Origin of the sequence: Clostridium sp. MF28 (genome assembly GCF_002969175.1) — a bacterium.
In the GTDB taxonomy this organism is placed as follows: Bacteria; Bacillota; Clostridia; order Clostridiales; family Clostridiaceae; genus Clostridium; species Clostridium beijerinckii.
Genome location: NZ_CP014331.1, coordinates 4,897,872 through 4,912,543, shown reverse-complemented (window position 1 = coordinate 4,912,543; position 14,672 = coordinate 4,897,872). Strand labels below are relative to the sequence as shown.

Here is a 14,672-nt window from a genome sequence, read left to right as displayed (position 1 = left end):
GACAATATTCACAAATTTCAATTATAATAAGGCAATATATTTTTTAGATACAGTGAATATAACTAATAAAAATTCGTAATAAGGAGGACTTTTATTTGAATAAAGATACATTAATAAATCATATTAAAGCTTCTAATAGAAGTGTAAAATGTGATCTCGTAATTAAAAATGTTACCATAATTGATGTTTTTAATAAGAATAGGTTCGTAGATACTATTGGTATTAAAGATGGATATATTGTTGGTATTGGTGACTATGATGGGTATGAAATTGTAGATGGAACTAACAAATATATTTGTCCTGGACTTATTGATTCCCATTGCCATATAGAATCCAGTTTGGTCACACCTACTGAATACAGCAAGCTGGCATTATTAAACGGAATCACATCTGTTATTGCAGATCCTCATGAAATCTCAAATGTTATGGGAGCTGATGGTATAAATTTCATGCTTAATTCTTCACAAAACATCCCATTTGATATATATTTTATGCTTCCATCATGTGTTCCTGGTACTAGCTTTGAAAGCTCTGGTGCAACTTTGCTCTCTAAGGACTTAAAAGATTTTTATAAAAATGATAAAGTTTTAGGTTTAGCTGAAGTTATGGATTATCCTTCTGTCTCAGAATGTGATGATAAGATAATTGATAAGATATGCGATTCAATTACTAATAATAAAGTTATTGATGGTCATGGAGCTGGCTTCACATCTATGATGACAAACACCTATAGGGCCGCCAATATTTTAACTGATCACGAATGTAATAATGCTGAAGAAGCTCTTGATAAGATCCGACGTGGTATGTATATTCTAATTAGAGAAGGTACCGTTGCTAAAAACTTAAAAGAATTATTACCTGCAGTCAATGAATCTAATAGTAATAGATTTTGCTTCTGCACTGATGATAAGCATATTGACGATATTGCTGCTAATGGATCAATTAATAGCTCAATTATTTATACTATAAACAACTCTAATTTAAATCCAGAAACAGCTATTCAAATGGCAACACTAAATCCATCTCTCTTATATAAACTAAATAACAAAGGAGCAATTGCCCCTGGATACATTGCAGATTTTATATTATTAGATGACTTAGAAAGATTTAAAATATCTCAAGTTTATAAAGAAGGTAAATTAGTTGTAAACAATAATGAACTTGTTAATTTCGATACAGATTTAGTAAAAAACGCAAATAACAATGCTTTTTATAATTCTATAAATCTTCCACCACTAAGTGAAGATAGTTTCAAAATTAATATACCAAATAAAGACGTAAAGATATTGAATGCAATAGAAATAATTCCAAACAAATTAGAAAGCATTCATTTAAGGCTCAATATTTCAGATATTAATTCAATAAAAGATAGTGATTATAAATTTTTCACTTCCTCAACTGAAGAAGACTTATTAAAAATCGCAGTTATTGAAAGACATAAGGCTTCTGGCAATTTAGGACTTGGAATCTTAAAAGGCTTGGGAATTTCAGCAGGTGCGATTGGAACCACCATTGCTCACGATTCCCATAATTTAATAATCGCTGGGACAAATGATAAAGATATGCTATTTGCTGCTAAAGAATTGGAGCGAATGGGCGGCGGTATAATTGTGGTTAAAGATAAAAATATTCTTGCTCATATTAAACTCGAAATTGGTGGGCTTATGACAAATAGAACATATGGTGAAATTGAGTTTGATTTAAAAAATCTCCATTCAGCTATCAAAATTATAGCACCACAAATTGATTTCAATCCATTTTTAACATTATCGTTTTTATCATTACCAGTAATACCAGATTTAAAGATTACAGATAAAGGTTTATTTGATGTTATCAATTTTAAGTTTATTGACATTTTTGAATAGTTATAAAGGCAATCTTTAGATTAAGATTGCCTTTATATGCTTATACTAATCAATTTCATATTTCACCCCGGTAATAACTATTGAAATTTCTTTTATAAGATCAATTTTCATACTAATTCTACTTACCCTAGGACTTTCTATTACTCTTACAGTTGGTCTGAGCGGGAATCCTGGTATTGTTTCTTCAACCACAGCAACTTCTTCTGTGCTTAATTCTACAATAGTTCCTTTTGGATATGGAATTACTATTCTACAAAATATATTAACTATATTATAATCAAACATTGTTCCTGCATTCGACATTAAATATTCCAGTACATCACTTGGAAACATTGCTCTTTTATTCGGCAAGTCTGTTGATAAATTATCATATACATTGGCAATACTTACAATATTACTTAGTTCAATAATATTATCCTTAGTTAATCCATCTGGATATCCATTTCCATCTGGTCTTTCATGATGTTGAAGGACTATTAATTTACTTAGACTATTAATATTATAAGTAGTTGATAAATACTTATATCCAAGTCTTGGATGTTGTTTTAATATTTCTTTTTCTTCTTCACTTAAACTTCCCTGTTTATCAAATATCTCTCTAGGTACTAATGATTTTCCAATGTCATGTATCAATGCTCCTATACATAGAGCTTCTAATTTCGTTTTTGATAGTTGAAGCGCAATTCCTATAGTAAGTGATATTACTGCAACATTTACAGAATGAGAATACATATAATTATTCATACTTCGTATATCTACTAATGCAAGCATTACATCCCTTCGATTTACGATATCCTCAATTAAATCTACTGCCATCTTTCCAATATTATAAAAATAACTCTGCTCTTGCCAAGTATAATCACTTTCTTTATTCCTTACTGAATTATTATTAAGTCGTCCTATGTTAGAAAAGGCTTCTTTTATTGTTATAATTGCTTTTTGTCTAAGTTCTGGCTTAATAATATCTTCAATTTCTTCATTACTATATTTATCAACTATATATATTGATAAAATATTTATTTCCTTTATTTTTGCAATTGTATTTTCTCTTAAAACTACTCCAGCTCTAAGTAGAATTCTACCATTAATATCATACAGCGATTTTCCAAGTACTGTGTTTGGCTTTACGTTTTCAATTGGGACTAATCTCAAAGCTTATATTCCCCCTAAATAAATCATTATTATTTATACCATACCCCTAAATATAGACCATATGTAAATAGCCTTTCTTTATGTAACACCTAACAATAACCAAACAATTAATTTAATTTTTTAATTATTAAGTAAATTAATCCTACCGTATATGTGCATAAATATATTATATTACCTTAAACATCAAATTTCATTAATTAAATCTATTTATTTTTTTATTGTATTTATTCTTTTTAGCATCACTTGCGTAGGCTATTATATTAATTGTACTCATAAGCCACACAATGTCCATATATTTCAACATATTATAAATTTCCTGCGAAAATAAAACTACTTTCATTATACTCTTTGAAGGCTTTGCCTTGATAGGCAGTTCCCAAAGAATAAAAAGAAATTGTTTTATAATGCCTATCAAAATGTAGTTTAGGCAATAGAAATAAAACAATTTCCTATAAATTCCTATTTAGATTCACTTAAAATAAATTTTTCTATTACTTTTACTATTCCATCTTCATCATTTGAATCAGTAATAAAATTTGCAGCTTGTTTAATTTCTTCAGTAGCATTTCCCATAGCTACACCAAGACCAGCATACTTTACCATTGATAAGTCATTACCAGCATCTCCACATGCAATTATTTCTTCTTGTTTTATCCCAAGATATTCACCAAGTTTTTTTAATCCAAGTCCTTTATCTACTTCCTTATGAGTAAATTCTAAAAAGTAAGGTGCACTTTTAAATACACTATATTTCTCATAAATTTCACTAGGTAATTCCTTTATGGCTGGATCTAATATTTCTTGTGGATCTATCATCATGACTTTTATAATATCTTCATTGTCATCAACTTCATTGAAATCCTTAATAGTAATATCAATTCCATTCATTGCAGCTTCATACTCTGTATATTGACTAGTTTTAGGCGCTATTAATCCATCCTTTGCAGAAAAAGCATGTACATTGACATTGAGTCTTTTGCTTATTTCATATATATATTTTAAATCGCTCCCTTTGAAACATACCTTTGAAACAATTTTTCCTCTAGTATTTTGAACTAATCCTCCATTAAAGCTAAGTACATAGTCCTCACCTTTTTTTAAATCAAGCTCTTCTAAATATCTATTTAACCCATCTAATGGTCTTCCTGATGCTAATACTATCTTAACACCCTTTTCTTCTGCAGCTTTTATAGCCGCCTCAGTATTTTTTGAAACCTTCTTATCAGTTGTAAGTAAAGTTCCATCCATATCTAGTGCAAGTAATTTATACATTTTATTCCTCCATTTATATAATATAATTTTCGGCATATTTATTGGTATTTTTTTAGATATATATGTTGCGATTAAATTGCTACATTATAAATATTTAAATCACCAAAGGCAATATATATATGAATATGTTATTACAACAATATATTATATATTCATTGTTATTATTTCTTATAGTTTACAGTGATTCTATAGGAATTTCAATTATTATTAATAAATCTATTCCAAAATAATATAAAACCTCAAAATTTGTAACTAATAGTAGTTTTCTTTCATATCATGAATTGTATCTAAAACTTATGAGGTAATAGTTATGCTTGAGTCTTTATTATTAGTATCTTCGTTATGCATAGATTCTTTTGTTGCAAGTATTGCTTATGGTACTTCTAAAATTCGTATTCCACCCATATGCGCAGTAGTAATAAATTTAGTATGCACCATTACACTTGCTTGTTCTTTACTTATTGGCTCAATAGTTAAAAGCATACTCCCAAGTAACCTTCCCGCAATTTTAGGATTTGTACTTTTGATGTTACTTGGAATATATAGATTATTTGAATATATCTTTAAATCATATATTTCAAAATGTTCAAAATCCGATAGTCCCTTAACATTTAAGATCTTTGATTTTCAATTTGTCTTGCAAGTTTATGCAGATGAAATAAAAGCTGACTTTGATAACTCAAAATGCCTAAATATTAAAGAATCATTTTATCTAGGTTTAGCATTATCATTAGATAGTCTTGCAGTAGGAATTGGGTCTAGCCTATGTAACATTAACTATACGGAAGTTTTAGTATTATGCTTTATCATAGGAGTTTCTCTAGTATCTCTTGGGGTAGTTATTGGACGAAAATTTGCTCAAAAAGTACACCTTGAATTATCTTGGTTATCAGGAGCTCTACTTATATTATTAGCAATACTTAGAGTATTAAAATGATAATTTTACACCCAGTTCATATAGTATATTATTACATGAATACTATAAAAACTGGGTATAAAACTTTTCTATTATTTTCTTGAATATTCAGAATAATATTCTCTATTTATCTAAATCTACTTCTAACACTTAGAATCATAATTATTATCTTTTAACTACAGCATGCTCTGCTTAATAATTATCTTTAACTTAATACTATAAATTTACAAATCTATTGAACTGCTTATCTAATTCCTCTAGGTCTGATTGTAGAAACTTATGAAAAGTCTCCTTTTCTAACCTATATGAAAATATTGGAGAGTTTAAAAACTTTAAATACTTTTCTGTTACCTCCATAATTTCTTCGTCTGGGACTTTATAAACTTCTCTAAGAAGATCAAAGAATGTACCGCCTTCATACTGCTTTAACCTTCTTTCAGCCGCATACATAACACTCGTATACTTATCCCCACCAAATAAATCTACCTGTTCTTGTATTGATCCATATCCCTTTTTAAGCATATCAATATATTCATCTATAATAGCATCTTTGGAATTTCCTATATTTTTTCTCGCTATTATATTTTTCAAAACCTCATATGCCTTTTCTTCTGATATCCAAAACGCCTGCTCTAATATATCCGTCATCTTATAGAAAGTTTTACCTTTAACATTTGCTCTTGCGCGTTCTTCTATATATTCTAATAATCTCTCTTCAGTAGCCGTTAACATCTCTATCCCCTTCTTCCTAAAGTTCCATTATTTTTCTCAACTGATATATATCTATATTTTCTTCAAAAAGTTTAGATAATCTATCATATTCATTATCTTTATATTCATTCACTTTTTCTATAATTATATCTTCTGTAACAACAATATCGTTGTTCTCTTTAAGAGATTTAACAAATGAACTTATAAATTCTTCTGAATCAAACATACCATGAAGATAAGTTCCTGCAACAATTCTTTCTTTGTCGCATACACCTACAATATCACCGTCTAAATCCTTAATAAAAGGTATTGCTTTCTTACCAATCTTGCTTATTCCATTATGAATTTCATAGCCACTTATAGTGCTACCTTCTATGGACTTAATTGATTTTAGATCACATAAAATATTTCCCTTAGTCTGCTTTGTAACTTTCGTCTCATTAAATCGTGTCTTTATATCCAAAAATCCGAAACCATCCTCTTGAGATATATTACCCTCAACGCCTAATTTATCGAGTATCAACGTTCCAAGCATTTGATACCCTCCACAAATTCCTAAAATGGGTGTACCACTCTCTTTTAATTCTTTTATTTTATCAAATAATTTATTTTCTTTCATACTTCTTAAATCTTCAATTGTATTCTTTGTTCCAGGTATTATAATTAAATTTGGATTTTTTAATTCACTAGGTTTATCCACATATCGTATAGTCACATCTGGAATTCTATCTAAAATACTAAAATCAGTAAAGTTTGACATATGAGAAAGCCTTATAATAGTAATATCTAAAGTTCCAACTTCTTCTTTGTTCCTAATTCTTTCAGTTACACTATCTTCATCATCAATATCAAATTTTTCATATGGCATAACTCCAAGGACTGGAATATTTATAATATCCTCTAACTGTTTTATTGCAGGTTTAAATAGTTCTATATTACCTCTAAACTTATTAATTATTACCCCTTTTATTCTTTCACGCTCTGATTCGGATAATAATTGAATTGTACCAACTATAGATGCAAAAACTCCACCTCTATCAATATCGGATACTAAAATTACAGGTGCATCAGCAATTTCTGCCATAGCCATATTAGATATATCGCTATCTTTCAAATTTATTTCGGCACAACTCCCAGATCCCTCCAGTACAATTACATCGTGCTTTTTGCTTAGCTTATCATAAGCTTTCTTAACTCTGACCTTTAAAGTTTCATTAAGTTCCTTGTATTTATAAGGCTCAATATTACAAAAAACTTTTCCATCTGCTATTACTTGTGTATATTCACCACTTGGTTTTAGCAAAACCGGATTCATCAATGCATCTGGCTCTAATTTGCAAGCCTCTGCTTGAACTACTTGAGCTCGTCCCATTTCTAATCCATCTTTTGTTACATAAGAATTTAATGAAATATTTAAGGCCTTAAAAGGAGCTACATTTAACCCTTGATTTTTTAAATATCTACATAGGGCTGTTACTAAAGTACTTTTACCAACAGAAGACGCTGTACCTAAAAACATTATACTTTTTTTATCCATTTCTTTACTCCCCTCAAATTCGAGTTCCAATACTTAACATTTATTTTTAATCTCTGATTTCCAACATTTGAATTCAAATTTTGAATTATTTTTCTAATTTATATCTTTAATCTAATAATCCGTTTACTGTTAAATATCCATAATTCTCTGTAATCTCTGTACCACTCTTATTAAATTTGATTGAACTCTTAAATATAGGACCATCAAAAACTAATGTATGATATTCTCCATTTTCTCCACAAGGATCACATCCTAAGTTTTTTATTTCATTAACAACATCTTTTGTTAATTCTTTTCCTAAGAACTCTATTCCTAGCGCCTTTAGATTTACCTTTTTAATTATAGCCTTAAAACCATAATCTATAAATTCATTAGTAAGCTTTTCCCTATTTTCTTGCCATAAAGGGAATACTCCTTTAATTTCTGCTGCCTTGCACCTATCTAAACACCAACCTCTATGTGCCTCTATATCTATATCTCCAAATACACAAATTTCAGCACCTTTATCTTTTGAAACTTTTAATGCCATCTCAAATTCTTCTTCATAATTATTCTTATTGCTACAATCTATTTCAATAAGTGGAATTTCCAATTCTTTAGAAATATCCTGAAAAACATTCCTTGGTATTTTATGAAAATACGAATCTTTTTTGCTTTCAAACGTAACTAATAATCCTATTATTTTATAACCACTTTTAATCATCCTATACAAGGCTAAAGTACAATCTTTTCCCCCGCTGAATGAAACTACAACTTTTTCTTTATCCATACTACCCCTCTTATTTGTTTTTACTTTAATTCAAATTCAGCAGCACATTTTCCGCTAAACTTTACTATTCTATATTTCCCAGCAGTTAAATTCTCAAAATTTTCTAGAGAAATAACTTGACTACTTGTTTTTCCCGGCTCTAAATTATAAGCGATTTCTATAAACATTGGTTCATCTTTAAAAGGGACTTTACTCCATTTATTATCTACAAATTTTTCAACTGCATATTCTACTCCATAATAAGCTGATTGTTTTCCATTGTTTGTGATATACACAGTAATTTCTTTAGTATTTAGACCATATTCAGTTTTTTCTGTTTTCATAGTAATATTATTTTTAGATTCATCATTAATTTCCGTCACATCATTAGTTGAGTTTTTTTCAACCCAAGATCCATCTACTCCTAAATAGTATCCATCCACAGTATCATTGGAAACCATTTCTCCATTTTGGCTTAAATAATACCAAGCTCCTTTATACTGAACCCAGCCTGTTTTCATGGCTCCAGATTCACTCATATAATACCACTTGTTATTAACATTAATCCATCCTACAGCCATATTCCCATCATCTTTAAGGTAATAAAAATTCCCCTTATCATTTACCCATCCAGTTTTTACACTGCCATTTTCATAATAACTCCAGCCAGTATTGTTATTGACCCATCCATTGTTAATTTCTGCATTAACTTTATTAGAGATTCCTACACTCATCCCTACAAACACGCTCATTATTGAAGCAATAAATTTTCTATTCATATCCTGCTCCTCTCATTATCAAAGCTTAATATTTCATCTGATTCCAACAATAAAATTATCCTATACATAACTTAAATTATTGTTCAGTTCTGTGCATTTTAAATATATTTTTCATTATTTTTATCAGTCTGTAATTCTCTTCATGACTTCGCACAGCAACTCTATAATATCTATTATCTAATCCAAGATAATTGCTACAACTTCTAATTAATATATTATTCTTTAATAGTTCTTTTTTCAAATCTATTTTTATCAGAGTCTTTAATAAAATAAAATTCACACTTGGTTCAAAGACTTTGATTCCATCTATCTCTCTTATTTCATTATAAAGGTATTTTTTTTCATGGTCTATAAATTCTATAGATTTCTTTATATAATTCTTTTCATTAAGTGCTGCTTTTGTTGCTATTTCTGCCAAGATATTTATATTCCAAGCAGGAGATATAGATTCTATCTTCTCTTTTAGTGTTAAATCGCTGCAAATAGCGTAACCAATTCTTATACCTGGAAGTGCAAAAAATTTGGTCAAAGATTTTATTATAATTAAATTTTTATATTCATCTATATATGGAATCATAGAAAAACTTTCTTCTCTAAAATCCAAAAACGATTCGTCTATTATTACCCTAACATTATTTCTCTCTGCTTTGTTCAAAATTCTTTTTAATAAATCTATTTCAGTTATAACACCTGTTGGATTATTGGGATTACATATAAATACTAAATCTAAGTTTTCATTTATATCATGTAGAATATCTTCCCTTATATTAAAATCATTTTCCTCTTTCAAATTATAATAAATAATATTACTATTTATTGCCTTTGCTGCCTCTTCATACTCTGAAAAAGTTGGGGCTAAAATTAGTGAACTCTTTGGATTAACTCCTCTTACTGCATTAAATAAAACTTCCGCTGCTCCATTACCTAAAATCAAATTTTCTTTGCTAACATTTTCAAACTTCTCTATTGAATCCTTGAGTTCAAAATAAGTTATATCAGGATATTTCTCAATTTCATTTATACCTTCAATAATCGCATCTTTTACACTACCTGGCATTCCCAATGGATTAATATTAGCTGAAAAATCAATTATGTCTTTGTAATTTATTTTGTTTTCTCTACTTATTTCTTTAGTATTTCCACCATGTCCAAAGCTTGCCATGACTTTCCTCCTTATGCATAGTGCATATATGTTTCAATTAAATTTCTCCACTTCAATCTTAATTTATTTTTAGCTTGCTATACGCTTAAATATAAATTTATTATTCCAATATATACATTAATTTCAATTTAATATTAACTCTCACATCTCTATATTATAATATTCGTTAACCACTCAAATTTCTGACATTTAAAACATTGTTATCATTAGCTTTCTAAATATTAAAGTGAACACAAATCCTATAAAAAATGATAAATAAAGAACCTTAGCAGTCTTCTTAACATCATTGATATCAATTTCTTTAATTTTATCTCCTATTGTAGGCTTACTTACAAGTTTTCCAAAATAATAATTGGCCCCTCCAAGCTGTACCCCTAATGCACCAGCTATAGCTGCTTCTGGATGTGCACTATTAGGGCTTGTATGATTATATCTATCTCTTCTATATATCTTAAAGCTATTTTTATAATCATATCCTAGAAATGCAGAAGCTAATATTATCAACATGCCCGTTATCCTGGCTGGAATAAAATTAAAAACATCATCCAATTTAGCCGGGAAATATCCAAACTCTATGTATTCCTCGTTCTTATATCCAAACATCGAATCTAATGTATTCACCGCTTTATATGCAAATGCAAGAGGCGCTCCAAAAATCATAGCATAAAATAACGGAGCTATGACTCCATCTGCCATATTTTCTGCTATAGTTTCAACAACTGCTCTTATTATTCCTTCTTTGCTCAAACTTGCAGTGTCTCTCCCAACTATAAATGATAACTGCTTTCTTGCACCATCTAAATCATTTATTAATAAAAACTTAACTACTTTATATCCTTCAACAACTAATGCTTTCGATGATATACAAAAATATATCAAAATCCCCTCTAAAATAATTCCAAAGTAAATATTGAATTTTCTCGATAAGTTAACAATTGCGAATACAATTGCAAATATTATTGACACAGTAAGAATCCATACAATGAGACCTGCTGCTTTTAAATGCTTTCTAAGGATTCTTCTAAACAGTGCTTCAAGTTTTTTAGCCACGTATCCAATTCCTCTAACTGGATGAAACGGATTATTAGGATCGCCAATTAATAAATCCAAAACAAATCCTATACTAAGTTCAATCATATAGTTCTCCTCATTATTTTCTTTCGCACCTCAAAAATAATTCTAATCATATTTTCTTACTATATTTGGGATACATTTTCCATTTCAAATTGCCCATCTTCTCTAATTTTTATTGTAAGTTCGTACCCTTCTCCATTGCTAGGCTGCCACTCATAGAATTTTTTCTTATTATCATAAAACATTTCTAATAGTATACCTATACTTCCTCCATGAATAACTCCCAAAGCAGTATCTATATTTTCTTTAATGAGATAATTTATAAGCTCCATAAATCCATCATTAACTCTTTTTCTAAATTCTGCTCTGCTCTCTCCGCTTGGGCATTTTACATTTTCTTCTTTGTCTTCTATCCAAGTTATATACTCTTTTAACAATTTTAGTTCTTCATATGATCTTAATTCAAAATCACCAAAATCATACTCAAAAAACTTACTTAGAATTTCATACTTATTCTTCGGACAAATAATTTCTAATGTTTGATTTGCTCTCTTTGCCCCACTCGTAAAGTAAAAATCGCACTTTGTATACTTAACCCTTCTAGAAATTTCCCTTAATTGCTCTTTCCCGCTTTCACTTAATTCAACATCACTTTTACCGCAATATAATCGTCTTTCATTGCAATAAGTTTTTCCATGCCTGACCAAATATAACTTAATTTCTTTCATATCTTAATCGTTATAGATTTTTAATTAAATCTATAACTACTTTACCTCTTTCTTTAAATTGTATTATTTTTCAATTCCTCTTCAATTCCGAAAAATATTCTACATACATGAGAAGAATGCTTTGCTAGGAACTGAAGTAATCGCCCATTTTCTTCTCTCCATATTCTATCAAATTTTTCGATTGGAACAATTCCAGAATTTATTTCATCACATATTATTATTTTATTTTCTAACAAATCCATTTTATCTTTTAAAACTTCTATTGGGTTAAGCTTATTAGAAATACACGCTTTAACAAAAATATGTAATCCACATATAATTTCTTTATTATATTCTATATTTTCATCTCTACAGAAAAATATCTGTTCATGACTTACTTTATATTTTTCTTTTACATAATCTAATTTTCCATTATAGGCTCCACCAAAGATTAATTTCATAAATGCCACCCTTCCTCTTACGGAATTATTCCTAGTATTAATATTCCAACCACTTCACCTATAACCAAAGCAAATCCAGCAACATCTCCAGATATTCCACCAAATTCTTTTCTGCATTTTTCTACTGACAATTTAATTCCTAAACTCATTAATAAAACTAATATTATTCCATAAATATTTAATAAAATTACTGATATTATTAATGTTATTATCAATGTTATTATCATAATAAGCTTATCATAAACATTGGTCCCTTTTTTAAAATAAGTCCCTAAAGTGCTTTCTTTTATAGTTGCTCTACTTAAAAGATAATACGCTACAACACTTCTGCTTATTATTGGAATCAAAATTAATATATAAAGAGAATTATTCTTTTCTAAAATAGAATATACCCCTCCAAATTGTAAAAAGAACAAAATCACTAGAGATATTACTGCGAACGCTCCTGTAGCTGAATCTTTAAGTATTCTGAGTTTTTCTTCCTTACTTCTCCTTGAAAGAATTGCATCGCAAACGTCCATAAAACCATCTAAATGAAGCATTCCTGTTATTATAAATGGTACTATGGTAATTATTGAACTCTTTAAAATTATTGAGGCATTTAATATACTTGCTAAATAATATATTATACTCCACAAGACTCCAATTATTAATCCAATCAGTGGGTAAAATTTCATCATATTTTTTACTCCATCATCGTCCCATTCAACATATGGAGTTGGAAGTATCGTAAACATGCTTAATGCCATAATAAATCCTTTGTATAATTTCTTCATAAAGTTACTTTCTCCTTATGTTTAATATACTTGATTAATCCGAAGCTACATTCTATAACATTCTCACAATAATTTGCTAACCCTCTATTTATAATAGCTAGTTCCTTCTTAAAATTTTCAGTTATTTCATCATATTGTATAGCATCATTAAATATGTAATCACTCACAATAATAACATTCTTTGCATTATTCATAACTTGCTTTATATCACTTAATATCTTATGAGAAGGATTTTTTATAAGATAATTTTCAACAAACATCTCATTAGTCAAAAGAGAAGTTATACTATCTATAAGTACAGTATCCTTGCAATTGATCATATTAATCACACTATCCAAATCCCTAGGAACTTCTAGTGTCTTAAAATTAAATCCTTCTCTACTTTTTTTATGTTTCTCTATTCTCTCTTCATCTTCTCTATCATATGGATTCATAGTGGCAATATATATAACTTCATTTCTATTTAAGGTTAGAGCTACTCTTTCTCCAACTTCTGATTTACCACTCTTAGAACCTCCAATTATCAAATAATTCATATACTCTAATTTAAGCCCAAAATACTATTAAAAATAAATTACTTCTCTATACCTATCCTTGAGCCTATTCCTTTCTCATATGGATGTTTTACAGCTTTAATTTCTGAAACATAATCTGCAAGTTCAACTAATTTTTCATTAGGATTCCTACCAGTTAAAACAACTTCTAATCCCTTTGGTTTGTTTTCTAAAAAATTTATCACTTCACTTAAAGGGATTAAATCTAAATTAGTAGATGCAATCACTTCATCTAATATCAATAAATCAAAATTTTCTTCTACAGCCTTTTTAGTAACCTTAGAAAATCTTTCCTCATGCTCTCTTTTAGTATCTATTTTCTCTTTTTCACTCATAAATTTAAAAAATTTCTTTACTGGAGCCCCTTTAAAAACTTCAAAGTCATTTCCTAGCTTATCAATAGAATTTAACTCTCCAGTCTCATTATCTTTTAAAAATTGTGTTAATAAAACTTTCTTTTGACGTCCAACAGCCCTCATCCCAAGACCCATAGCCGCTGTTGTCTTTCCCTTTCCATCTCCACAATAAATATGAATAAGTCCTAATTCCATAAACACTCTCCTTTCTTATTCATAAAAACAAGTATTTTTATATTCAAAAATGCTGCTTAATCATTACTCTATAAGCATTTGTCAAAACAAATATATTATTATCAAATTATTAAAACATAATATCATAAGTTTTAACCGCTTTACATACTCATGTTTTCATAGAGTATACAGTTATTATAACATATTCTTTAAATTCCATATTAACCCCACTATGATGATCTTTTACTTCCTCGCACGACTAGAAATATACCACTTATAAAAAGCAGCTATACACTTATGAAAAGAGCATCTATACTGCAATACGGAACTTTTCTACAAAAAAAACATTCCTTAGTAGTTTTTTACTTATTATTTACTTTCATGTGCCTTATTAAATTATAAATAGTTAATTTAATCCCCTGCAATCA

General features: G+C 28.7%; 15 protein-coding genes. 2 read left to right on the top strand and 13 right to left on the bottom strand.

Translation table 11 applies throughout. The annotated features are described in order from the left end of the window. Positions 1-95 precede the first annotated feature (95 nt). Positions 96-1,865: an adenine deaminase gene (gene ade, locus AXY43_RS21585; RefSeq protein ID WP_039772170.1), complete on the top strand. Its 1,770-nt coding sequence runs from the start codon at positions 96-98 to the stop codon at positions 1,863-1,865. 45 nt (positions 1,866-1,910) lie between these two features. Here ade and AXY43_RS21580 read toward each other — a convergent pair whose 3' ends face one another. Together AXY43_RS21580 and yidA are read right to left on the bottom strand one after the other, a co-directional pair. Beyond that, positions 1,911-3,017, bottom strand: coding sequence for an HD-GYP domain-containing protein (locus AXY43_RS21580; protein WP_105412128.1), 1,107 nt, complete (start codon positions 3,015-3,017; stop codon positions 1,911-1,913). Between the two features lie 459 nt (positions 3,018-3,476). Then, positions 3,477-4,289, bottom strand: coding sequence for a sugar-phosphatase (yidA, locus tag AXY43_RS21570; RefSeq protein WP_105412127.1), 813 nt, complete (start codon positions 4,287-4,289; stop codon positions 3,477-3,479). A 310-nt stretch (positions 4,290-4,599) separates the two neighbouring features. On the opposite strand from yidA, the gene ytaF reads away from it, so the two are divergent. Beyond that, positions 4,600-5,226 carry a sporulation membrane protein YtaF gene (gene ytaF / locus AXY43_RS21565; RefSeq protein ID WP_011968608.1) on the top strand — a complete coding sequence of 209 codons (627 nt, stop codon included), beginning with the start codon at positions 4,600-4,602 and terminating at the stop codon, positions 5,224-5,226. A gap of 195 nt (positions 5,227-5,421) precedes the next feature. Here ytaF and AXY43_RS21560 read toward each other — a convergent pair whose 3' ends face one another. The 11 genes from AXY43_RS21560 to AXY43_RS21510 all read right to left on the bottom strand — a co-directional run bounded on the left by AXY43_RS21560 (position 5,422) and on the right by AXY43_RS21510 (position 14,265). Next, entirely contained in the window at positions 5,422-5,937 is a 516-nt protein-coding gene (locus tag AXY43_RS21560; RefSeq protein WP_011968607.1) for a hypothetical protein, read from the bottom strand. Between the two features lie 16 nt (positions 5,938-5,953). Then, positions 5,954-7,453 (bottom strand): cobyric acid synthase, encoded by a 1,500-nt coding sequence (locus tag AXY43_RS21555; RefSeq protein ID WP_023974286.1) that lies wholly within the window; start codon positions 7,451-7,453, stop codon positions 5,954-5,956. 106 nt (positions 7,454-7,559) lie between these two features. After that, a complete protein-coding gene (locus tag AXY43_RS21550) occupies positions 7,560-8,222 on the bottom strand; it encodes a diphthine--ammonia ligase (RefSeq protein WP_023974287.1) in 663 nt (220 codons plus the stop codon). Between the two features lie 20 nt (positions 8,223-8,242). Continuing rightward, positions 8,243-8,980 carry an immunoglobulin-like domain-containing protein gene (locus AXY43_RS21545; protein ID WP_023974288.1) on the bottom strand — a complete coding sequence of 246 codons (738 nt, stop codon included), beginning with the start codon at positions 8,978-8,980 and terminating at the stop codon, positions 8,243-8,245. 76 nt (positions 8,981-9,056) lie between these two features. Then, positions 9,057-10,142 carry a threonine-phosphate decarboxylase CobD gene (cobD, locus tag AXY43_RS21540; protein WP_023974289.1) on the bottom strand — a complete coding sequence of 362 codons (1,086 nt, stop codon included), beginning with the start codon at positions 10,140-10,142 and terminating at the stop codon, positions 9,057-9,059. Between the two features lie 189 nt (positions 10,143-10,331). After that, positions 10,332-11,279, bottom strand: coding sequence for an adenosylcobinamide-phosphate synthase CbiB (gene cbiB, locus AXY43_RS21535; protein ID WP_105412126.1), 948 nt, complete (start codon positions 11,277-11,279; stop codon positions 10,332-10,334). 59 nt (positions 11,280-11,338) lie between these two features. Then, positions 11,339-11,944 (bottom strand): histidine phosphatase family protein, encoded by a 606-nt coding sequence (locus tag AXY43_RS21530; RefSeq protein ID WP_105412125.1) that lies wholly within the window; start codon positions 11,942-11,944, stop codon positions 11,339-11,341. A 53-nt stretch (positions 11,945-11,997) separates the two neighbouring features. Then, on the bottom strand, positions 11,998-12,384 hold the full coding sequence (locus AXY43_RS21525; RefSeq protein ID WP_023974292.1) for a bifunctional adenosylcobinamide kinase/adenosylcobinamide-phosphate guanylyltransferase: 387 nt from the start codon (positions 12,382-12,384) through the stop codon (positions 11,998-12,000). A gap of 17 nt (positions 12,385-12,401) precedes the next feature. Continuing rightward, positions 12,402-13,160: an adenosylcobinamide-GDP ribazoletransferase gene (locus tag AXY43_RS21520; RefSeq protein ID WP_039772181.1), complete on the bottom strand. Its 759-nt coding sequence runs from the start codon at positions 13,158-13,160 to the stop codon at positions 12,402-12,404. Continuing rightward, the gene (locus AXY43_RS21515; RefSeq protein ID WP_031276295.1) at positions 13,157-13,696 is read right to left on the bottom strand and encodes a bifunctional adenosylcobinamide kinase/adenosylcobinamide-phosphate guanylyltransferase; all 540 of its coding nucleotides are present in this window, start codon (positions 13,694-13,696) and stop codon (positions 13,157-13,159) included. The genes AXY43_RS21520 and AXY43_RS21515 overlap by 4 nt, the downstream gene beginning before the upstream one ends. A 38-nt stretch (positions 13,697-13,734) precedes the next feature. After that, a complete protein-coding gene (locus AXY43_RS21510) occupies positions 13,735-14,265 on the bottom strand; it encodes a cob(I)yrinic acid a,c-diamide adenosyltransferase (RefSeq protein WP_105412124.1) in 531 nt (176 codons plus the stop codon). Positions 14,266-14,672 lie beyond the last annotated feature (407 nt).